22 protein-coding genes and 1 pseudogene are annotated in these 20,759 nt (G+C 69.8%); 15 read left to right on the plus strand and 8 right to left on the minus strand.

Annotation, left to right across the window (positions count from 1 at the left end; translation table 11 throughout):
• Both E1286_RS48150 and E1286_RS28030 read left to right on the plus strand, forming a co-directional pair.
• Positions 1 to 1,095, plus strand: a pseudogene (locus tag E1286_RS48150) (hypothetical protein); the annotation flags it as partial.
• A 122-nt stretch (positions 1,096 to 1,217) separates the two neighbouring features.
• Positions 1,218 to 2,969 carry a DEAD/DEAH box helicase gene (locus tag E1286_RS28030; RefSeq protein WP_187368233.1) on the plus strand — a complete coding sequence of 584 codons (1,752 nt, stop codon included), beginning with the start codon at positions 1,218 to 1,220 and terminating at the stop codon, positions 2,967 to 2,969.
• A gap of 11 nt (positions 2,970 to 2,980) precedes the next feature.
• Here E1286_RS28030 and E1286_RS28035 read toward each other — a convergent pair whose 3' ends face one another.
• The 3 genes from E1286_RS28035 to E1286_RS28045 all read right to left on the minus strand — a co-directional run bounded on the left by E1286_RS28035 (position 2,981) and on the right by E1286_RS28045 (position 5,743).
• Positions 2,981 to 3,433 (minus strand): GNAT family N-acetyltransferase, encoded by a 453-nt coding sequence (locus E1286_RS28035; RefSeq protein WP_132617134.1) that lies wholly within the window; start codon positions 3,431 to 3,433, stop codon positions 2,981 to 2,983.
• A gap of 74 nt (positions 3,434 to 3,507) precedes the next feature.
• Positions 3,508 to 4,653, minus strand: a complete 1,146-nt coding sequence (locus E1286_RS28040; protein ID WP_132617136.1) for a hypothetical protein — start codon at positions 4,651 to 4,653, stop codon at positions 3,508 to 3,510.
• Positions 4,643 to 5,743, minus strand: coding sequence for a helix-turn-helix domain-containing protein (locus E1286_RS28045; protein ID WP_132617138.1), 1,101 nt, complete (start codon positions 5,741 to 5,743; stop codon positions 4,643 to 4,645). Before E1286_RS28045 ends, E1286_RS28040 begins: the two co-directional genes overlap by 11 nt.
• A gap of 446 nt (positions 5,744 to 6,189) precedes the next feature.
• On the opposite strand from E1286_RS28045, the gene E1286_RS48155 reads away from it, so the two are divergent.
• Together E1286_RS48155 and E1286_RS28050 are read left to right on the plus strand one after the other, a co-directional pair.
• Positions 6,190 to 6,354, plus strand: coding sequence for a hypothetical protein (locus tag E1286_RS48155; protein ID WP_165969943.1), 165 nt, complete (start codon positions 6,190 to 6,192; stop codon positions 6,352 to 6,354).
• A gap of 154 nt (positions 6,355 to 6,508) precedes the next feature.
• A complete protein-coding gene (locus tag E1286_RS28050; protein WP_132617140.1) occupies positions 6,509 to 6,922 on the plus strand; it encodes an STAS domain-containing protein in 414 nt (137 codons plus the stop codon).
• An 84-nt stretch (positions 6,923 to 7,006) separates the two neighbouring features.
• Here the strand turns inward: E1286_RS28050 and E1286_RS28055 are convergent, their stop codons facing one another.
• Together E1286_RS28055 and E1286_RS28060 are read right to left on the minus strand one after the other, a co-directional pair.
• Positions 7,007 to 7,576 (minus strand): nicotinamidase, encoded by a 570-nt coding sequence (locus E1286_RS28055; protein ID WP_132617142.1) that lies wholly within the window; start codon positions 7,574 to 7,576, stop codon positions 7,007 to 7,009.
• 15 nt (positions 7,577 to 7,591) lie between these two features.
• Positions 7,592 to 8,875, minus strand: coding sequence for a nicotinate phosphoribosyltransferase (locus E1286_RS28060; protein ID WP_132617144.1), 1,284 nt, complete (start codon positions 8,873 to 8,875; stop codon positions 7,592 to 7,594).
• 46 nt (positions 8,876 to 8,921) lie between these two features.
• On the opposite strand from E1286_RS28060, the gene clpS reads away from it, so the two are divergent.
• From clpS to E1286_RS28085, 5 genes are all read left to right on the plus strand, one after another.
• Complete coding sequence (clpS, locus tag E1286_RS28065; protein ID WP_111181532.1) at positions 8,922 to 9,215, plus strand: ATP-dependent Clp protease adapter ClpS; 294 nt, start codon at positions 8,922 to 8,924, stop codon at positions 9,213 to 9,215.
• Between the two features lie 7 nt (positions 9,216 to 9,222).
• Complete coding sequence (locus E1286_RS28070; RefSeq protein ID WP_132617146.1) at positions 9,223 to 9,747, plus strand: DUF2017 domain-containing protein; 525 nt, start codon at positions 9,223 to 9,225, stop codon at positions 9,745 to 9,747.
• A 9-nt stretch (positions 9,748 to 9,756) separates the two neighbouring features.
• On the plus strand, positions 9,757 to 10,158 hold the full coding sequence (locus tag E1286_RS28075; protein ID WP_111181530.1) for a M67 family metallopeptidase: 402 nt from the start codon (positions 9,757 to 9,759) through the stop codon (positions 10,156 to 10,158).
• A 141-nt stretch (positions 10,159 to 10,299) separates the two neighbouring features.
• Positions 10,300 to 10,572: a MoaD/ThiS family protein gene (locus tag E1286_RS28080; protein ID WP_132617148.1), complete on the plus strand. Its 273-nt coding sequence runs from the start codon at positions 10,300 to 10,302 to the stop codon at positions 10,570 to 10,572.
• A 1-nt stretch (position 10,573) separates the two neighbouring features.
• Positions 10,574 to 11,521 (plus strand): PLP-dependent cysteine synthase family protein, encoded by a 948-nt coding sequence (locus E1286_RS28085; protein WP_132617150.1) that lies wholly within the window; start codon positions 10,574 to 10,576, stop codon positions 11,519 to 11,521.
• Between the two features lie 48 nt (positions 11,522 to 11,569).
• On the opposite strand, the gene E1286_RS28090 is transcribed toward E1286_RS28085, so the two are convergent.
• Positions 11,570 to 13,432 carry a DUF3352 domain-containing protein gene (locus tag E1286_RS28090; RefSeq protein WP_132617152.1) on the minus strand — a complete coding sequence of 621 codons (1,863 nt, stop codon included), beginning with the start codon at positions 13,430 to 13,432 and terminating at the stop codon, positions 11,570 to 11,572.
• Positions 13,433 to 13,516: 84 nt separating this feature from the next.
• Positions 13,517 to 13,843: a hypothetical protein gene (locus tag E1286_RS28095; protein WP_132617154.1), complete on the minus strand. Its 327-nt coding sequence runs from the start codon at positions 13,841 to 13,843 to the stop codon at positions 13,517 to 13,519.
• Between the two features lie 103 nt (positions 13,844 to 13,946).
• On the opposite strand from E1286_RS28095, the gene E1286_RS28100 reads away from it, so the two are divergent.
• The 3 genes from E1286_RS28100 (at position 13,947) to E1286_RS28110 (ending at position 16,417) form a co-directional block, all read left to right on the plus strand.
• Positions 13,947 to 14,738, plus strand: a complete 792-nt coding sequence (locus tag E1286_RS28100; protein WP_132617156.1) for a thioesterase family protein — start codon at positions 13,947 to 13,949, stop codon at positions 14,736 to 14,738.
• Positions 14,739 to 14,843: 105 nt separating this feature from the next.
• On the plus strand, positions 14,844 to 15,668 hold the full coding sequence (gene murI / locus E1286_RS28105; RefSeq protein ID WP_132617158.1) for a glutamate racemase: 825 nt from the start codon (positions 14,844 to 14,846) through the stop codon (positions 15,666 to 15,668).
• A complete protein-coding gene (locus E1286_RS28110) occupies positions 15,665 to 16,417 on the plus strand; it encodes an MBL fold metallo-hydrolase (protein WP_132617160.1) in 753 nt (250 codons plus the stop codon). The genes murI and E1286_RS28110 overlap by 4 nt, the downstream gene beginning before the upstream one ends.
• On the opposite strand, the gene E1286_RS28115 is transcribed toward E1286_RS28110, so the two are convergent.
• Positions 16,402 to 17,661, minus strand: coding sequence for an MFS transporter (locus tag E1286_RS28115; RefSeq protein ID WP_132617162.1), 1,260 nt, complete (start codon positions 17,659 to 17,661; stop codon positions 16,402 to 16,404). The genes E1286_RS28110 and E1286_RS28115 overlap by 16 nt on opposite strands.
• A 53-nt stretch (positions 17,662 to 17,714) precedes the next feature.
• On the opposite strand from E1286_RS28115, the gene rph reads away from it, so the two are divergent.
• Genes rph through E1286_RS28130 form a run of 3 tightly spaced genes read left to right on the plus strand, consistent with a single transcriptional unit; the run spans position 17,715 to position 20,696 of the window.
• On the plus strand, positions 17,715 to 18,434 hold the full coding sequence (gene rph / locus E1286_RS28120; RefSeq protein WP_132617164.1) for a ribonuclease PH: 720 nt from the start codon (positions 17,715 to 17,717) through the stop codon (positions 18,432 to 18,434).
• Positions 18,431 to 19,021 (plus strand): RdgB/HAM1 family non-canonical purine NTP pyrophosphatase, encoded by a 591-nt coding sequence (gene rdgB / locus E1286_RS28125; protein ID WP_132617166.1) that lies wholly within the window; start codon positions 18,431 to 18,433, stop codon positions 19,019 to 19,021. Before rph ends, rdgB begins: the two co-directional genes overlap by 4 nt.
• A 46-nt stretch (positions 19,022 to 19,067) precedes the next feature.
• Complete coding sequence (locus E1286_RS28130; RefSeq protein ID WP_246075239.1) at positions 19,068 to 20,696, plus strand: molybdopterin-dependent oxidoreductase; 1,629 nt, start codon at positions 19,068 to 19,070, stop codon at positions 20,694 to 20,696.
• Positions 20,697 to 20,759 lie beyond the last annotated feature (63 nt).

A 20,759-nucleotide genomic window follows, 5' to 3' on the forward strand; every position in this document is an offset into this window, starting at 1 on the left:
CACCCCTACAGTGCGGCGCCGGGGGAGCGCTTCAGACCCCTCCGCGCGGAGCCGGATCCGCCCGCCACGGGCGGACGGGGCGGGCCGTCCGAGCCCGATCCGCCAGTCTGGGGCAGCGGTGGCGGGGTCTCCGAGCCGGACGCGCCCGCCTGGGACGCTCTTGGCCGGGGGCGCCGGTCGCATCCGCTCGACCTCGACCCCGATCCCACCCGGCCCGACGCAGACCGGACTGATCCCGGTCAGCGCGACACCGCCTGGCCCGATGCAGAACGGCGCGACCCCGGCCGGCCCGACGACTTCTGGGGGGACGACGACCGTTCCGGCTCGGGGTGGGGCGGATCGGGCCGGGACGCCGATGACGGTGACTGGCCCGGCTCCGGGGTCGATCGGCCCGGATCCGGTTGGCCGGACGGGAACGCGCAGCCGTGGAATCCCCGGATCCGCGGGGCCGTGCCGCGTGACGCCGATCAGGACTGGGAGTCGCTGCCGCCCTCCGCCCGCCTCTACGGCTCTCCTGCCGACCCCGCGCTGCGCAAGGTGCGGGCGGGCGCCGGACGGACGTGGCGACGCGTGGCGGCCGTCCTGGTGGCGCTGGCAGCGGGCGCGGGGCTGGTGGCCGGCGCTCTCACGCTGGCCCCGCGGCTCACCGCGCCCCCGCCGCCCGAGAGGGCACGGCTGAGCGACCCGCAGGCCGGGCTGTCGGCGCCGCTCCCGCCGGGGTGGACCGAGGGACCGGTGGCGCCGGTCACCGGGTTCACCTCGGTCGCCAGAGGCCCCGGCGGCGCGTTGCTGATGGCGAGGCCCGTGGCCGAACCCGTCGAGGACGCCAAGAAGGCCACCGCCGAGGCGGCCGAGGTCTACTCCCGGCTGCTGCTCAAGGGCGACCGCGTCACCGTGGTCGAGGACAGGGAACTGCCCGGCGGCCACACCCGCGCACTCCGGGCGGAATATCGTGACGTGGTGAACCGGCCGGCGTTCCTCAGGGTGATGCTGCTCACCCGGAGCGGTAGGCCGGTCATGCTCGTCGGCCTGCTCCAGCCCGAGGAAACCGCCCGCAGACAGGCGCTCGACGCCGTCATGACGACCGTCAGATAAGCCGCATAGCACGTGAGGACCACCTTGGCCAGAATCCACGGCTCACGGCACGTCTTGTCGGTGGCCCCGATTACTCTTGGGTCACTGTGAGAGTGAAGCACACGAACCCCAGAGGTGATGCGGTGAGCACCTTCGCCGCGTCCCACCTTTCGCCTTCCTACCCCGACCGCGCCGCATGGGGCACCGCCCAGAAGTTGCGCGCATGGCAGCAGGACGCGTTCGACCTCTACTTCAGGCGCGAGCCGCGTGACTTCCTCACCGTCGCGACGCCGGGCGCGGGCAAGACGACCTACGCCCTGCGCATCGCCAGCGAGCTGCTCACGCGTGGGGTGATCAGGGCGGTCACCGTCGTGACCCCCACCGAGCACCTCAAGCGCCAGTGGGCCGACGCCGCCGGGCGTGTGGGCATCGCCATCGACCCCGAGTTCAAGAACAGCCAGGGCTCGACCTCGCGTGACTACATCGGGGTCGCGGTGACGTACGCGCAGGTCGCCATGCACCCCGCCCTGCACAGGGCGCGCACGGAGGCGCGCAAGACGCTGGTGATCTTCGACGAGATCCACCACGCGGGCGACGCCAAGTCGTGGGGCGACGGCGTGCGCGAGGCGTTCGAGCCCGCCACCCGCCGCCTCCAGCTCACCGGCACGCCGTTCAGGTCCGACGACAATCCGATCCCGTTCGTCGCCTACGAGGAGGACGGCGAGGGTCTCAAGCGCAGCGTCGCCGACTTCTCCTACGGCTACGGCCCGGCCCTCGACGACGGGGTCGTGCGGCCGGTCATCTTCCTGGCCTACTCCGGCGAGATGAAGTGGCGCACGCGCGCCGGCGACGAGATCGCCGCGACGCTCGGCACGCCGCTCACCAAGGACCAGCTCTCGCAGGCGTGGCGGGCCGCGCTCGACCCCAAGGGCGACTGGATCCGCCAGGTCATGCAGGCCGCCGACCGGCGTCTGACCGAGGTGCGCAGGGGAGTGCCCGACGCGGGCGGCCTGGTCATCGCCACCGACCACGAGACGGCCCGCGCCTACGCCCGTCACCTGCGCAACATCACCGGCGAGGGCGCGACCGTGGTGCTGTCCGACGACCCGGGGGCGTCGAAGAAGATCAAGCAGTTCGCGGCCTCGGAAGGCCGCTGGCTGGTGGCCGTCCGCATGGTGTCGGAGGGCGTCGACATCCCGCGGTTGTGCGTGGGCGTCTACGCCACCTCGACCTCCACCCCGCTGTTCTTCGCCCAGGCCGTGGGCCGCTTCGTCCGGGCCCGCAAACGCGGCGAGAACGCCTCGGTCTTCCTGCCCTCGGTGCCCACGCTTCTGGGGCTGGCCAACGAGATGGAGGCCGAGCGCGACCACGTCCTCAACAAGCGGCCGCCCGAGGACGGCCTCGACGACTCCCTCCTGGAGCAGGCCAACCGCAAGAAGGACAATCCCGACGTCCTGGGCGACGAGCTGCCGTTCGAGACGATGGAGACCTCGGCCACGTTCGACCGGGTGCTGTTCGACGGCGGCGAGTTCGGCACGGGAGCCGAGATCGGCTCCGCCGAGGAGGAGGACTTCATCGGCCTGCCCGGCCTGCTCGAGCCCGACCAGGTGGCGACCCTGCTGCGCAAGCGGCAGTCGGAGCAGCAGGCCGCCAAGCGCAAGCAGCCGGAGCAGGAGCCCAGCCAGAGTCTCGCGCCGCACGAGCAGATCGCCGAGTTGCGGCGCGAGCTCAACGGCCTCGTCGGCGCCTGGAACCACCGCACGGGCCAGCCTCACGGGGTCATCCACGCCGAGCTGCGGCGCGTCTGCGGCGGCCCGCCGATCGCGCAGGCGACCGTCGAGCAGATCCAGGAACGCATCGACATGATCCGCCGCTGGGCCACTCAGCGACGCTGAGCCCGGCGGGGTCAGCCGAGCTTCCTGACGAGGATGCGGCACATCTCGCGCTGGCGCTCCTGCCGGCCGTCGGGGTGGTAGACGACGTTCGTGGTGGCCACCTCGCCGTACGGCCACTCGGCGTATCCGAGGCGCTGGTACAACCGCTGCGCGCCCGGGTTGTCGAGACCGACGCCGAGGGCCACCTGCTCGTGGCCCTCGGCGAGGAGCCGCTCCTCGGCCGCCCACACCAGCTCGGTGCCGATGCCGCCGTTGCGCCGCCACGGCACGACCTCCAGGTGGGTGAGCAGCGCCACGCCCGGGAGACGGGCACGCAGCTCCGGCTCCTCCGCGGCCCCGAGCCAGATGTAGACGTCGCCGACCGCCACCCCGCGCTGCCAGGCGACGAGCAGGACCCCGTGCCCGGTGTCCTGCTTGGTCAGCCGATCGGCGAAGTACGGCTCCTGTCCGAGCGACCTGACCATGGCTGGAAGATCCGTATGGACGGCCTGGCGTATGTCACATGCCCCCACGGACGACAGATTCCCGTTTGATTCACTTACGAATCAAATGATGCGAAAAGAGGAAATTTCTCAACCTCTGACCTTATGAGGTGCTTTTGTATATCTTGCACGCTAAGTCCGATATGTGGGGTTTTGTCGATGTGGTCCGCCCAGCGACGGCGATCCTCCGCCCAGGCGTTGAGATACCGTACGCACAGCTCCGGCTTGATGAAGACGTGGCAGTCGGATGCCGCGCTGACGGACGCCTCGATGGAGGAGCGGTTCGTGAACAGATCGGCTGACAGCTCTTTCACCCGGCGCCACACGTCGTCGATGAACTCCCTGCGTCGGGCCAGGGCTTTCTCCCAGTACGCCTCCTCCGCCGCCACCCGCCAGCTCTCGCCCTCGTCCAGCAGCCAATAGACGCCTTCGGCCAGCACGTCACCGAACTCCTGGTGGAGCGCGCGGGCCGGGTGGTCGAACGGGTCGTAGGGGCGCTGCTTCACACTTCCCGTCACCGCGAGCCGCCGCAGCGATTTCTCGCCCAGCAGGTAGAACCAGTCCTCGTTGTAGATGTCGGGAAAGAACGAGGGCTCGCGGCTCGTCTCGACGGCCAGCGCGCCGCCGGCCACGAACCAGTCCTGCTTCCCGCCGGTCAGCCGGTGCGCGTGGCACACCACCGAGTTGTCCGGGAAGCCGTCGATCTGCATGCCCACCGCGTCGTAGCCGTCGAGCAGGGCCGCAGCGCGGCGGACGTCCTCCAGCCCGCCGACCTCGATGTCGTCGTCCAGGAACAGGATGCGCCGCCAGCCCATCAGCCGGGCGAGCAGCAGGCCGGTGTTGCGCTTGGCGCTCAGATCGGTCGTGCACGCCAGCGGCGTGGCTCTCAGCAGGGCCGTCGTCGCGAAGTCCGGCAGGTCGAGCTGCGCCGGGTCGTCGACGCCGATGGTGATGAACCGCAGGCCGGGCGGCATCATGTCCCTGGCCAGGCGCGGATCGCTCTTCTGGCTGTGCAGGGTCACGAGGACACAATCCAGCGCGGACGCCAACTCGATGGCGTGCCGCAGCTGCTCCGGAGGCCTGATCGTCGGAACGACGACGGCGTCGACACCGCCGGACCGCTCCAAGTCCGGGAGGACGTCCGCGTGGACGTCGATCAGGTGCCGATGGGAGTCGTGATGGTGCTCTATTTCAGTCTCCATTGATGGGCTCCGGCCACTCGTGCAGCCGGAAGGTGTCGCGGGTCCAGTCCGGCGTGATGGCCACCCGGCCCACGATCCTGATCCGTGTGAGAATGCTGAACGACGCCGTGCCGCCGAATCGGCTCCGCAGGTAGTCGGCGTTGCGGTCGCGGAATCGTGCGTCGGTCAGGGCCCGCACCGTGCCGTAGACGCCTCTGGCGTACATGCCGTTGCAGATGGTGAGGGTGCGCTTGACGTTTTCCGGGTTGACGCCGCGATAGAAGAATCCGACGTCCTCCCGGAGTCGCAGGTTATCGCCGGAGCCGCTGGTAACCGTGTAATACCGATCCGGCTCGTCGCCCTTGTCGACCTCGAAATACGGCCCCCTCTCGCCATCCCAGTCGGGCACCTGCCGCACGGGCAGGTCGATCTGGCCGAGCATGGCCGCGGTGATCTCGTTGTAGTCGACGCCGCCCAGGAGCACCACGTGGCTGGTCAGGTCGTCGGAGGAGCGTAAGTCCTCCGTGGCCCGCAGGGTCACCGGGCTGTGCGGGTTCGCGGCCCGCAGGTGGCCCCACAGCTCGAACAGCGAGTCCAGGTCGGAGTACTTGTAGAGCTCGATGTAGTCCGGCTGGGACGGATCCGCGTACGGGATCTTGGCGCGTTCGTCCTCGGGGATCTGGGAGCAGATGATCGTGATCGCCTCCCCTTCGGGGAAGTGCCACGGGCTCTTGAAGTAGGTGTCACGCGCCGGCGCCGGCTCCGCGATCTCGCCCCCGACCTGGGCCCGCAGCGCCGCCTTGCGCAGCCCGGTCAGCTCCTCGAGCAGCTTGTGGTACTCCTGGAGCTCGTCCGGGGCCAGCTCGGACAGGGGGAGCACCATGGGCGTGCCGTTGGCCAGCGATCTCCTGGTCGCGAAGAACGCGGCGTACTTCTCCAGCCTGGCCAGCGGCGGGACCTTGGCCGCGTGGGCCGACTCCCATGACGAGATCAGCGGAACGCTGACCTCGAACGCGACGCGCAGTTGTGCCTGGGTGACCCGCAAGTCGGGCCAGTGACTCTCGCGCAGCTCCCGCAGTCGGCGGGCGAGTGGAGAACCGTCGCCGCTCATGCCAGCCTCATTCGTATGAACTTCAACAACTTCAGTGAACATGAATCCGGCGGCGGAGGGGGTGGAGAATCCGCAGCTAGAGCCAGCTTGTGCAATGAGTTAAGCACAAGAGGCCCCAGTCTAATCACTGCCGTGTCGCCGACACACGCGAATAGTGATGATTGTGCTGGGGTACATCTTTAACTGAAGTTTATATTCAGTGAATTTAACTGAAGAGAGATGGAGGTGGTTCGAATGCTGAGGGTCAGATGAGCCACCGACCCGGCAGGAGCGGCATCCCACAGAAAGGCCGCGGCGCACCCACGCGACGAGCGCGCTTCATCCACGGGGGCGCCCGCGGTGCGAGGTCTCTGTCACAGCGCGTCTCCGCACCAGGGGAAACCTACGTGGCAACAGTAAGCCTGCACCTCATACTGGCAACGTCCACGTCGGCCGAAGTCCACAACGTGACCCTCTACCTCCTCGGTGTCCTCATCGCGATGACGGTGGCGGCCGTCCATTGGGCGGGCAAGCTGACCAACGTCGTTCTGAAGATCATCGGCACGATGGTCTTGGGAGTCTTCCTCCTCATCCTGGGCCTCGGCTACCTGACCAAGCTCGGACTCCTCTGACCAGCGCCGTTCGCGCGCGGCGCTTCGCCGCCCGGCGTCGCGCGCAGGCGACTCATGCGCATTTGGTCACGAAGCTGTGGCGGCCCGTTAGAAGCCCGGCGGAAACGGCAACAACCTTTCAAGGGTGTCTTGGGAGAGCAGAAGGACGTTGTCCATGTCGTCTGAGGCCAACGGCAAAGCGATGCTCACCGTCACCTCTGGCCTCTCCACCAACGCCGTGGTCATCCGGCTCGAAGGCGAGCTCGACGTCAACGCGCTGCCCGTCCTCCGTGAGCACCTGCAGCCCGTCTGGGAGCTGCCCCCGAAGGACTTCCTCATCCTCGACCTCGCCGAGGTCACGTTCTGCGACTCCATGGGCATGAACGAACTCGTCGACATCCTGCAGCGGTGCGAGGCGCGGAACACCCGGCTGCTGCTCGGCGGTGTGCAGGGCGTCATGGCGCGGGTGCTGTCGATCACCGGGCTGCGGCACGCGTTCGAGGTGTTCCCGACGTTCGAGGCCGCGATGGGCCTGGCCGTCGCCCAGCCGCCCGCACAGCCCTCGTCACCATCGACCACCGGACCCTAGCCGACTGCGAGCGGACCGCGTCGGCCTCCGCCGCCGTGGAGCTGCCCAGCTCCCGAACGGCGCCAGGAGTGGAGCAGGGGGACGTCAGCCGACGGCGGGCGCGCCCTCCAGGACGGCGCCGGCGTCGCGCATCTCCGTGATCGCCGCGTCCGTGGTGGTCTTGGACACCCCTGCGGTCAGGTCGAGCAACACCCGCACCGCCAGCCCGTGCCGGACCGCGTCGAGGGCGGTGGCGCGCACGCAGTGGTCGGTGGCGATGCCCACGATGTCGACCTCGTGCACCCCGCGCTCGGTCAGCCACTCGGCCAGCGGAACGCCGTCGCCCGAGGTGCCCTCGAACCCGCTGTAGGCCGCCGCGGTCGCTCCCTTGCTGAAGACCTCCTCCACCTCCGCCACGTCGAACGCCGGGTGGAAGTCGGCGCCTGGCGTGCCGGCCACGCAGTGGGCCGGCCAGGTGGAGACGTAGTCGGGGGTGTCGGAGAAGTGGGAGCCGGGGGAGATGTGGTAGTCGCGGGTCGCCACGACGTGGTCGTAGCCGTGGTCGGTCACGTGGCGGGTGATCGCCGCGGCCACCTCGGAGCCCCCGGCCACGGCCAGACTGCCGCCCTCGCAGAAGTCGTTCTGCACATCGACGATGATCAATGCGGTGCCCATACGTAGCACGATACGTCAGGCGAACTCCGTAGGGATCGCCGCGTACCCTCTGCCGAGGTGGAGGGCCTCCAGGGGGAGCGTGGCGACGGCGGCGGCGTGGCGCTCGCGGGCTGCCGACAGGGGCTCGCGGCCGATGGCGACGCCCTCGCGCACCAGCTCGTGCAGCAAGGGGACGCCGCCCTCGGGGACGAGCCCGCCGGTGGTGATCAGCTCGGTCTCGGCCTGACCCGCCTCGTCCAGCAGCCGGTACGCCTGCTTGCGGCCCCCGCGCGACGGTTTGCCCACCGAGCGCTTGGCCACGGCCTCCAGCTTTCCCGTGGCCGTCTCGCGCGCCACCAGCTTGTACACCAGCGCCGCCGTCGGCACGCCCGACCCGGTCACCAGCGAGGTGCCGACGCCGTAGCCGTCGACGGGGGCGGCGGCCAGCGCGGCGATGGCGTACTCGTCCAGGTCGGAGGTGACCAGGATGCGGGTGTTGAAGGCCCCGAGCGCGTCGAGCTGCTCGCGCACCTCCTGCGCGGCCGCCGCCAGGTCGCCCGAGTCGATGCGGACCGCGCCCAGCTTGGGCCCGGCCAGCTCGACGGCCGTGCGCACCGCGTCGGCCACGTCGTACGTATCCACCAGCAGCGTCGTGTCCGGCCCGAGCGAGGCGATCTGCGCCTCGAACGCCGTCCGCTCCGAGTCGTGCAGCAGCGTGAACGCGTGCGCCGCCGTGCCGGCCGTGGGGATGCCGTACATGTGGCCGGCCATCAGGTTGGAGGTCGAGGAGAACCCGGCGATGTACGCGGCCCGCGCCGCCGCCACCGCGGCGTTCTCGTGGGTGCGCCGCGAGCCCATCTCGATGAGCGGCCGCTTGCCGGCGGCGTTCGTCATGCGGGAGGCGGCGGAGGCGATGGCGCAGTCGTGGTTGAGTATCGACAGGACGATGGTCTCCAGCAGCACGGCCTCGGCGAACGTGCCCTCCACGACCATGATCGGGGAGGCCGGGAAGTAGAGGTCGCCCTCGCGGTAGCCGTAGATGTTGCCGGAAAACCGGTAATCGGCGAGAAACGCCAGAGTGGCCTCGTCGACCACGTGGTGCTCCCGCAAAAAGGTGAGTTCTTTCTCACCAAAACGGAAGCGTTCAAGCTCGTCCAGGACACGTCCCGTGCCGGCGACAACCCCGTACCGCCGTCCACCGGGGAGATGGCGGGCGAACACCTCGAAAACCGCACGCCTGTGGGCGGCACCGCTCCGCAGGGCCGCCTGCAACATCGTCAGCTCATAGTGATCTGTGAGCAACGCAGTGCTCATGGTCATTCTCACGACTCGAAGACTACGGCCCAGATAGGGCAGACTCGGGGATGTGGGAAGCACCGCTCCAATCGCCGTTGAGCGTCCGTCATCGGACGTGCGACCCGATCTGCCATGGGTGACCATCGTCTGGAACGACCCCGTCAACCTCATGTCCTATGTGACCTACGTCTTCCAAACCGTCTTCGGCTACACCCGTGAGAAGGCCGAGAAACTCATGATGGACGTTCATCGCAAGGGCAAGGCGGTCGTCTCCAGTGGCACACGTGAAGAGATGGAACGCGATGTGCAGATTCTCCACTCCTACGGCCTGTGGGCGACGCTCCAGCCCGACTCGGTCAAGTGAGGCGCGTGTGAGCTCGGGATTCTCGCGGGGCAAGGACGGCGGGGTCGTCGCGGAGTTCGAGGCCGCGGAGGTCTCGCTGATGCGCTCGCTCGTGTCCATGATGCTCGGCATCGTCTCGCCGGGGCAGACCAGCGACGACCCGCTGGAGCGCGCCCTCGGCATCGGCGACAGCGCCGTTCCGTCCGATCCGGTCCTGGCCCGGCTGTTCCCCTCGGCGTACGACGACGAGAAGGAGTCGGCCGAGTTCCGCCGCTACACCGAGGCCACCCTGCGCGACGGCAAGCGGGCCGACGCGCAGACCGTCCACGACACCGCGCGGCCGGGGCGGGCCGAGCTCACGGCCGAGCAGGCCCAGGCGTGGCTGCGCTCGCTCAACGACCTGCGCCTGACGCTCGGCACCAAGCTCGACGTGACCGAGGAGATCCACGACGAGATCGCCATGATGTCCGAGGACGACCCCCGATACCCGGCCTACGTCACCTACGACTGGCTGACCTACCTGCAGGACAGCCTGGTCCGGGCGCTCTGGTAATTTCCGGGCATGCTGTCGATCTCGCAGGAACTGGTAGACAAGATCGTCGCCCATGCCCGGGCGGATCACCCCGACGAGGCCTGCGGCGTCATCGCCGGGCGAGGCGGCGTGCCCGAGCGGTTCATCCCCATGGAGAACGCCGAACGCTCGCCCACGTTCTACCGCTTCGACTCGATGGAGCAGTTCCGGGTCTGGCGGGAGATGGACGACCGCGACGAGGAGCCGGTCGTGATCTACCACTCCCACACCGCCACCGAGGCCTATCCCTCGCGCACCGACGTGTCGTACGCGTCCGAGCCTGACGCCCACTACGTCCTGGTCTCCACGCGGGACGAGAACGAGGTGGAGTTCCGCTCGTACCGCATCGTCGACGGAGTGATTACCGAGGAAGAGGTAAGGTTTCTCCCATGATGGTCAGGCCGGTGCAGAGCTTCCTGTTCGCACATACTCCGGCTGTCGTCGTCTACGACTGTCGCTGAGGTGGAATCCCCATCCAGCCGTCGGCGTTGCTGCCGATGGGACGACGACCTGACCTGAGGAGAACTGAGCGCGATGGCCATCGAGGTTCGCATTCCGACCATCCTGCGTAACTACACCGGCGGCGCCAAGGCCGTCAGCGCCGAGGGCGCGACCCTGGAAGAGCTGATCAGCAACCTGGAGTCGAGCCACCCCGGCATCAAGGAACGCCTGGTCGACCAGGGCAGCCTGCGCCGCTTCGTGAACGTCTACCTGAACGACGAGGACGTCCGGTTCCTGAGCGGCCTCGGCACCCCCGTGTCCGACGGCGACACGGTGACCGTGCTCCCCGCCGTCGCCGGTGGGTGACATGCGGTTCGACTCATTGATCGACTCGGTCGGCCGTACGCCCCTCGTCGGGTTGCCGAGGTTGTCGCCCTCCGCCGACGTGCGGTTGTGGGCGAAGCTCGAAGACCGCAACCCGACGGGCTCGATCAAGGACCGCCCGGCCCTCTGGATGATCCAGCAGGCCGAGAAAGACGGCCTGCTCACGCCGGGCTGCACGATCCTGGAGCCCACCAGCGGCAACACCGGCATCTCGCTGGCCATGGCGGCCCGGCTCAAGGGCTACAAGCTGATCTGCGTGATGCCCGAGAACACCTCCGAGGAGCGCCGCCAGCTGCTGCGCATGTGGGGCGCGGAGATCATCTCCTCGCCGGCCGCCGGCGGTTCCAACGAAGCCGTGCGCATCGCCAAGGAGCTGTCCGCGAAGAACCCGTCCTGGGTGATGCTCTACCAGTACGGCAACCCGGCCAACTGGCGCTCCCACTACGAGAGCACCGGCCCCGAGATCCTCGACGACCTGCCCACGGTCACCCACTTCGTGGCCGGGCTCGGCACCACCGGCACGCTCATGGGCGTCGGCCGCTTCCTGCGCGAGCGGGTGCCGGGCGTGCAGATCGTCGCCGCCGAGCCGCGCTACGGCGAGCTGGTGTACGGCCTGCGCAACGTCGACGAGGGCTTCATCCCCGAGCTCTACGACGAGTCGGTGCTGACCACCCGCTTCTCGGTCGGCTCGGCCGACGCGCTGCGCCGCACGCGCGAGCTGCTGGCCACCGAGGGCATCTTCGCCGGGGTCTCGACCGGGGCCGCACTGCACGCGGCGCTGGGCGTGGCCGCGAAGGCCGTCAAGGCGGGTGAGCGCGCCGACGTCGTCTTCGTGGTCGCCGACGGCGGCTGGAAATACCTGTCGACGGGCGCGTACGAAGGCACCCTCGACGAGGCGGAGGAGCGGCTGGAAGGCCAGCTCTGGGCCTAGACACGAAAAAGGGCGGCCGGTCGGATCGACCGGCCGCCCTTTCGCGTTCTAGTTGACCAGCACGCGCAGCGACATCGTCAGCTCGCTGTCGCCCCGGGTGCCGCTCAGGCCGATCGCCCGCAGCGCCTGGGCGTTGGCCTTCTCGTCGCCCTGCATGGACTTGAGGTAGAGGTTCTCGATCTTGTCCAGGTCGACGAAGAGCGCGAAGTTGACCTCTTCGGCGTTGGGGATCGCCGCCTGGAAGGCCTCCGACTCGCCCAGCGTGCCCTCGGCGGCCAGCTGCTTGGCGTACTCGTCGGTGGTCGCCACCGTGAAGACGCCGTCGCCGGTGGCCTTGGCGATCTGCGGAGCGGCGCCGCCGCCCTGCGTCAGCGCCTGCTGCACCTTGTCGATGATGGCCTGCGCCTTGGCCGGGTCGGTGGCGACGCGCACGCCGCCCTTGATCTGGTTCGTCTCCAGGCCCTCGCCGTCCACCGCGAGGGTGAAGTTCTTGCCGACGACGGTGGCGAGGTCACCGGGCAGCTGCAGCCCGAGCTGGCTCGGCATCTGCGTGAGCATCTGCTGGGCCTCCGGGCCGGCGGCCGCGCTCTGCTTCTCGATGTCGGCCCAGTTCTTGGTGAGCAGCTCGTCCAGGCCGGAGATCGACAGGGCGCCGGCGGTGCCGGCGGGCAGGGTGGCGAGGTTCGCCGCGGCCAGGTCGCCCTCGGCGTTCAGGCCGGTCGCGCCGCGCAACATGCCGGCCAGCTCGACGTACGCGCTGTCGAAGCGCAGCGCGCCGCTGAACCTGGCGTCCTTGAACTGCTCGGCCGCCTTGGCCTGCTCGGCCGTGACCTCGCTCTTGGTGGCCTCGATCAGACCGCCCATGTCGGCCCAGAACGACAGCACGCCCTGCTCGCCGAGCGCGCCCATGTCATCGCCGAACTCGGCGTTGTCGCTCAGGGTGCCCTCGCCGGCGGCGTACTTGTCGGCCAGCGCCTGGGTCTCGGTCAGCAGCGCGTAGTCGTCGCGGAAGGCGATGCCGTACTCGTCGCCGTCCATGAGCTTGGCGATGCCGGCCCTGGCGGCCTCCTCGTCCGTGACCTGGACGGCGACCGCGTAGTCCGGCTCCTCCTTGCCGGAGGGGACGACGGCGACGCCGATCCGGCTGCCGAGCCACGGGTCGACGTCCTTGGCGAAGTCGACCTTGGTGTCGGCGTTCTCGTTGATGGTGTCGAACAGGGCCTTGCGCGGGTCCTCGCCGGAGAAGGTGTCCTTGGTGGCCGTGAACTTGCGGGCCAGCTGGAACAGCGCCGCCTTCTGGTTGGCGGCCGGGTCGAGGTCGATCCGGACGTAGGCCATCGACTCGGCGGGCAGGACGTCGTTCGGCTGCGCGCCGCCGCCGCTCAAGGCGCCCACGGCCCACACCGCGCCGCCGCCGAACAGGACGACCGCGAGGGTCGCGGCGATGGCGATCACCCAGCCCTTGCCGCCCTTCTTGGCCGGCTGCGGGGGGCCGAAGCCCTCCGGGCCCTGCTGCTGCCAGCCCTGCGGTGGCTGCGGCGGTTGCGGCGGCCAGCCGCCCTGCTCCTGCTGCCAGCCCTGCTGCGGCTGCTGGGGCTGCCAATTCTGCTGGCCGTACTGCGGTTGCTGGCCGTACTGGGGCTGTCCCGGCTGGGGCTGCCCGGGTTGGGGCTGGCCGGGTTGCGACTGGCCGTACGCGGGCTGGCCGGGCTGCTGACCGTAGGACGCCTGCGGATCGTAGGCCCCCTGTCCCTGCGGCTGGCCGTAAGGCTGCTGCTGGTTCGGCTGCTGCGGCGGGTACGGCTGTCCCGGGTACTGCGCAGTGGGGCCGCTCTCGGGCTGGCCCTGATTCCAGTTGTACGCCCTGGTCCTGTCAGGATCCTGGCCATAAGGGGGATTATTCGCAGACATCACTCAACTCACACTGTGGACTTCTAGCCACAGAGAAGGTAACGGATGTTGCTAGACAGGCGCTTGCAAAGCACTGAAGTCGGATTAAACCCGGTTCAGCTCTTTTCTCAGCACATCGATGTGCACTTCGCCATCTTCGTAGTCCGCCACGCTCGACCAGGGCACGAACGTGCACCCCGCGTACACCACTCGGGCCAGCGTCCGGGAGAACCAGCTCGCGCGATCCTCGCGGTCGCGGGTGAGGCCGAGCAAGAGCGGGGCGCGCCGGCTGGAGACGACCAGGCCGTAGACCGTGTGGCTCTGCTGGAGCTCGCCCTTGTGCTTGATGACACGGATGTCCACCACGAAACCGACCCACACCCCGTTGGAGTCCCAAACGGATTGACCGATGAGTTCGGTGACACTTGCCATGATCGAACTTTGTCAGCCGAATCACGTTTTCGCAGGCAGGCGCGCTGACGGGGGAATGCTCTAGAGTATCTAGAACATAGTTCCAGAGGTGAGGCAGGAGCGGATGACGAAGTTCGACGAGGCCACGCAGGCGATCAGGGTCGACGAGAACACCTATGACGTGTGTCTTGACCCCGGATACTCGATCGGCGGGCCGCTCAACGGCGGTTACCTGATGGCCGCGGTCCTGCGTGCGGCGGTGGACGCCTCGCCGTTCGAGCATCCCGTCAGCACGACGGTCCAGTTCCTGCGGGCGCCGGTCCCCGGGCCCGCGCAGGTCAGGGTGGAGCCGCTCAAGACGGGCAAGACGGCGGCGTTCTCGCGGGTGACGCTCGTACAGGACGGTGTGGCGCAGATCGAGGGGCTGATCACCACGGCCACACTGCACGGCGCTGAGCCGATTTATGCCGATAAAGCGACGTATGAGATGCCGCCGATCGAGCAGTGCGTCAAGCTGCCCGACCCCAAGCCGCAGTCGGGCATGACGTTGAACGCCCAGGTGGAGGTGCTCTTCGACCCGCCCACGATCGCCTGGCTGAAGGGTGAGCCCACCGGCCGGCCGGAGTCGCGGGCGTACTTCAGGATGACCGAGCCCCAGGACCCCGACCCGTACGTGCTGGCGCTGGCCGTGGACGCGCTGCCCCCGGTGGTGTTCTCGGCGGGCGGGCGCGGCTGGGCACCCACCGTGGACCTCACCTGGCACCTGCGCGCGCTGCCCGCCCCAGGCTGGCTCACGGTGCTCGGCGGCGGCCGGCTCGTCGCCGACGGCTGGTTCGACGAGGAGGTCGAGGTGCGCGACTCCACCGGCCGCCTCGTGGCCCAGTCGCGGCAACTCGCCCGGGTCGGAAGAGGATGAAACACCCGCGGTGTGACGGACACGACAGTCCGCACGGGACACACCCAGCACACTGTGAGGATTCTTACGCAGTGCTGATCGGGCAGGTCGCCTAACCTCTAGAACGTGCCGGACGCGAGTATTGGGATCTTCGACAGCGGAGTCGGCGGCCTGACGGTCGCCAGAGCGGTCATCGACCAGCTGCCCCACGAGTCGATCACCTACGTGGCCGACACGGCCCACCAGCCGTACGGGCCGAAAAGCATCGCGGAGCTCCGCGCCTACGCCCTGCAGGTGATGGACCACCTCGTCGAGCAGAACGTCAAGATGCTCGTGATCGCGTGCAACAGCGCCAGCGCCGCCGTGCTGCGCGACGCGCGCGAGCGTTACGACGTCCCGGTCGTCGAGGTGATCCACCCTGCCACCAGGCGCGCGGTGCGGGCCACCCGCAACGGGAAGGTCGGCGTGATCGCGACCAAGGCGACCATCGCGTCGCTGGCCTATCACGACGCCTTCACCGCGGCTCCCGACGTGCAGCTCACCGGCGTGGCCGCCCCACGCCTGGTGGAGTACGTCGAACGGGGAGAGACGATGAGCGACGAGCTCATCGAGGTGGTGCGCGATTACCTGGAGCCCATCAGGGCCGCCGGATGCGACACCCTCATCCTCGGCTGCACCCACTACCCGCTGCTCACCGGCGCCATCTCCTATGTCGTCGGTGACGGGGTGACGCTGGTCTCCAGCGCCGAAGAGACGGCCAAGGACGTCTATCGGATCCTGCACGACCGCGATCTGGCGGCGGGAGGCGACGCCACCCCCCGGCACCGCTTCCGCGCCACCGGCGACTCCCTGCTCTTCGCCCGCCTCGGGCGGCGTTTCCTGGGCCCGGAGATCGATGCGGTCGAAGTCTCGCCAGTGGGGGGTACCACCGCCAACGGGAGGCCCACATGAAAGTGACCATCGTCGGATGCTCGGGGAGCTACCCGGGCCCCGACAGCCCAGCGTCCTGCTACCTCCTGGAAGCCGACGGCTTCCGGTTGGTGCTCGACCTCGGCAGCGGCTCGCTCGGCGCGCTGCAACGCCACACCAGCCTGTACGACGTGGACGCGGTCTGCCTCTCCCACCTGCACGCCGACCACTGCCTCGACATGTGCGCCTACCACGTGGCCCGCACGTACGGCCCGCAGGCGCCGTATCCGACGCTGCCCGTCTACGCGCCGGCGGACGCGCCCTCCCGGCTCGGAGCCGCGTACGGCATGCCGGACGAGCCGGAGATGGAGTGCGCGTTCGACTTCGTGTCGCTGTCGCCGGGCTCGTTCGAGGTGGGGCCGTTCACCGTGACGGCCGGGCTGGTCAACCACCCGGTCGAGGCGTACGGCTTCCGCGTGTCCCACGGCGGCAGGAGCGTGGCCTACTCGGGTGACACCGGCGAGTCGGCAGAGCTGGTCAAGCTGGCCGCGGGCGTCGACCTGCTGCTGTGCGAGGCGTCGTTCGTCGAGCGTCCGGGGCTGCCGGCCGACCTGCACCTGACCGGCCGCCAGGCCGCCCAGCACGCCGCCAAGGCCGGCGTGGGCAGGCTCGTGCTGACCCATCTCGTGCCGTGGAACGACCAGAAGACCGTGCTGGAGGAGGCGTCCGGCGGCGGCTACAGCGGCCCGCTGGAGCTGGCCCGCAGCGGCGCCGTCTACGAGCTGACCTGAGCCGGGGGCTTGGCGAAGTCGCGCATCCGCGGCAGCGGGGAGAACAGCAGCGGCACGAACGCCACCAGCCGGCCCACCATGAGCACCCACAGCGCCTGGCGTACCCCGATCTGCTGGGCGATGAGGCCGCCCAGCAGTGCGCCCAGCGGCATCGCCCCCCACGTCAGGAACCTGACCGAGGCGTTGACCCGGCCCAGCAGGTGGTCGGGGGTGACGGTCTGCCGGTAGGTGATCTGGCCGACGTTCGACAGGGTCGCGCTCCACGAGATCACCATCGAGGCGAGCGCGAAGAACCCCGCCCGCCAGCCGGTCTCGGTCAACGGCATGAGCAGGCCGAACGGCGCCGAGACGGTCACGGCCAGCCAGGCCGTCCTGGCGATGCCGTACCTCTCGGCCAGCCGGCCGCCGGTCAGGCCGCCGAGCAGCCCACCGATCCCGCCCGACATGAGCAGCGCGCCGATCAGGCTCGGCGCGAGCCCGACGTCCTCGGCCAGGAACAACACCGACAGGCCGAGCACGCCGCTGACGCACAGGTTGCCGATCGCCGACGAGGCCGCGAACGAGCGCATCAGCGGGTCCTGCCGCACGTACGCCAGGCCCTCGCTGATGCCGCGCAGCAACGGGCCGCGTTCGGTGCCGGCGGGCGGCTCGTCCGGGACCCTGATCGAGCGCAGGAAGAACACCGAGGCGAGGGCGCCGAGCGCGGTGGCGGTCAGCGTGCGGGACGCGCCGAGCAGCTGCACGAGCGCGCCCCCCACGCCCGGCCCGGCCAGGAACGCTCCCGAACGCACGACCTCCAGCTTCGCGTTGCCGTCGCCGAGCTGCCTGCCGCTCACCAGATGCGGCAGGTACGTCTGGTCGGCCACGTCGTTGAAGACCTGCGCCACCCCGGCGAGCAACGCCACGGCGAGCATCAACTCGATCGACAGCATGTCCAGCTCGGCGGCCACCGGGATGCTGGCCAGCAGCGCGAACCTCGACAGGTCGGACACCATCATCACGCGACGTCTGCGCAGCCGGTCCACCCACACCCCCGCGGGCAGACCGATCAGCAGGAAAGCGGTCGTCTGCAGCGCCGATAACAGCCCTACCTCGGTGGGGCCGGCGTTGAGCGCCAGCACCGCCACGAGCGGGAGTGCCACGCGCGAGATATTCGCACCGAGTTCGTTCGCCACATGTGAACCGAGAAACCGGAAGAAGTCAGGGTTTCGCAACACCCCCGTTGTCATTGCGTAAGGATCCATGTGTCGGACACATTTGGTCAAGAGCGTCGTGGCGCGGAGATAGGGTGATCTGCATGTCCCGTCAGGATGGCCGCAACCCCGACCAGCTCCGTCCCATCACCATCACGCGCCGTTGGCTCGCCCACGCCGAGGGCTCCGTGCTGGTCGAATTCGGCGGCACCCGGGTGCTGTGCGCCGCCTCCGTCCAGGACAGCGTGCCCCGCTGGCGCAGGGGCAGCGGGCAGGGCTGGGTTACGGCCGAATACGCCATGCTGCCGCGGGCGACCAATACCCGTAACGATCGTGAATCGGTCCGCGGCAAAATCGGCGGCCGCACTCACGAGATTTCCCGGTTGATCGGGCGGTCGTTGCGCGCGTGCGTCGATTACAAAGCGTTGGGGGAAAACTCCATTCTGCTCGACTGCGACGTGCTGCAGGCCGACGGCGGCACCAGGACGGCCGCGATCACCGGCGCCTACGTCGCGCTGGCCGACGCCGTCGCCTGGATGCGCGAGCGCCGCATGTGCCCCGGCGACCCGCTCATCGGCTCCGTCGCGGCCGTCTCCGTCGGCGTGGTCGGCTCCGTGCCGATGCTCGACCTCTGCTACAGCGAGGACGTCGCCGCCGAGACCGACATGAACGTCGTGATGACCGGCGAGGGCAGCTTCGTCGAGGTGCAGGGCACGGCCGAGGGCGCGCCGTTCGACCGGGGAGTGCTCGACCGGCTGCTCGACCTGGCCGTGGCAGGCTGCGAGGAGCTGACCCTCATCCAACAGGAGGCCCTGGAGTCATGAAGATCGTGCTCGCCACCCGCAACCCAGGCAAGATCGCCGAGCTGCGGCGCATCCTGACCGGGTTCGAGATCGTCGGGCTCGAGGAGTTCCCGTCGATCGGCGAGGTCGCCGAGACCGGCGTCACGTTCGAGGAGAACGCCCTGCTCAAGGCGCACGCCGTCGCCCAGGGCTCCGGGCTGCCCGCCGTGGCCGACGACTCCGGGCTCTGCGTCGACGTGCTGGGCGGCATGCCCGGTGTCTTCTCCGCCCGCTGGGCCGGGCGTCACGGCGACGACCAGGCCAACCTCGACCTGCTGCTCGCCCAGGTCTCCGACGTGCCCGAGGAGCGGCTGACCGCCCACTTCACCTGCGCCGCCGCGCTGGCGCTGCCGTCGGGTGAGGAGCGCGTCGTCGAGGGCGTGCTGCCGGGGCGTCTGGTGCGCACCCCGCGCGGCGTCAACGGGTTCGGGTACGACCCGATCCTCGTGCCCGAGGGGGAGCGGCGCACGACCGCCGAGATGGCGCCCGAGGAGAAAGACGCGATCAGCCACCGGGGGGGGGCCTTCCGGGCGCTGGCGCCCATCGTGCGTGAGCTGCTGAGCTCGTAACCACCGCGTAAGAACCTTCCGGGCCCGGCCGACGTACGGTCGGAGCGTGTACAGGAATGAGAAGGTGCCGGCGTGGGCGGGCGCCCTGGCGGGGCTCGTCGCCGGCGGCGTGGCGCTCGGCGTCGCGCAGCTCGCGGCCGGCGTCGTGGGGCCGCAGACGTTTCCCGTCGTCGCCGTGGGCGACGCGACGGTCGACCTGACGCCCGCGCCGGTCAAGGACTTCGCGATCAGGACGTTCGGTGAGCACGACAAGGCCGTCCTCGTGGGCGGCGTGCTCGTGGTGCTCGCCGGGGTGGCCGCGCTGCTCGGGGTGCTGTCCAGGCGCCGGCTCGCCTACGGCCTCGCCGGGATGGCGGCGTTCGGGGTGGTCGGCGTGCTCGCGGTGCTCACCCGGCCCGACACCGGTCTCGCCGGCGTGCTGCCGACCGTGACGGGGGTGGCCGCCGGAGCCTGCGCCCTTTCCTGGTTGGTACGCCGGGCGACCCGGCCCGGCGAGGGCGCTGTGGAGGCTTCTGTCGTGCGTTCCCCCGCGCGCGTGAGCGGCGGGGAACGGGACGCGGGCGCCGTGGAGTGGCCGGCGGTGATGCGGGGCGGGGGAGAGCCCGTCGTGTTCGACCGGCGGCGGCTGCTGACCGGAGTGGCCGGTGGCGTGGTCGTCGCGGGGGCCGCCACCGTGCTCGGACGGCAGCTCGGCGGTCGGCAGGCCGTGGACGCCGCCCGGCTCGGCGTGACGCTGCCGAAGCCCGCGGCACCCGCGATGCCCATCCCGGCCGGCGCCGACCTGCGCATCGGCGGCCTGTCGCCGTTCATCACCCCCAATCGCGACTTCTACCGCGTCGACACCGCGCTCGTCGTCCCCCAGGTCGACCCTCGCGACTGGACGCTGCGCATCCACGGCATGGTCGATCGGCCCGTCGAGCTCACCTTCGACGACCTGCTGAGGATGCCGCTCACCGAGGCCGACGTCACCCTGACCTGCGTCTCCAACGAGGTCGGCGGCAACCTCGTGGGCAACGCGCGCTGGCTCGGTGTCCGCATGGCCGACGTGCTGCGCCAGGCGGGGCTGCGGGCGGACGCCGACATGCTCCTGTCCACCTCCACCGACGGCTTCACCTGCGGCACTCCGGCCGACGTGGTCATGGACGGCCGCGACGCCCTGTTCGCCGTCGCCATGAACGGCGAGCCGCTCCCGCTCGACCACGGCTTCCCGGTACGGCAGGTGGTGCCCGGTCTGTACGGGTACGTGTCGGCCACGAAGTGGGTCGTGGACATCAAGGCGACCAGGTTCGACCAGGATCAGGCGTACTGGACGCCGCGTGGCTGGGCGGAGCGGGGGCCCATCAAGACCCAGTCGCGCATCGACGTGCCCAAGCCGGGCGCCTCGCTGCGGGCGGGGGACACGACGGTCGCCGGGGTGGCGTGGGCGCAGCACACCGGCGTGGACGCCGTGGAGGTACGGGTGGACGGCGGGCAGTGGCGGCAGGCTCGGCTGGCCGAGGTCCCGGGGCCCGACACCTGGCGGCAGTGGTCGATCGACTGGGCGGCCACACCTGGGTCGCACACGATCGAGGTGCGGGCGACGGACGCGTCGGGGCGCACCCAGACCGACCAGGCCGCGCCGCCCGCTCCCGACGGGGCGACCGGGTGGCACTCGGTGACCGTCGAGGTCGGGTGAGCGGCCGCTTTGTGGTGTTTATGCAGGTAACAGGGCAGGTCAGGGCGGTGAATCTCGCCGACT

The organism is Nonomuraea terrae (assembly GCF_004348995.1).
GTDB lineage: Bacteria > Actinomycetota > Actinomycetes > Streptosporangiales > Streptosporangiaceae > Nonomuraea > Nonomuraea terrae.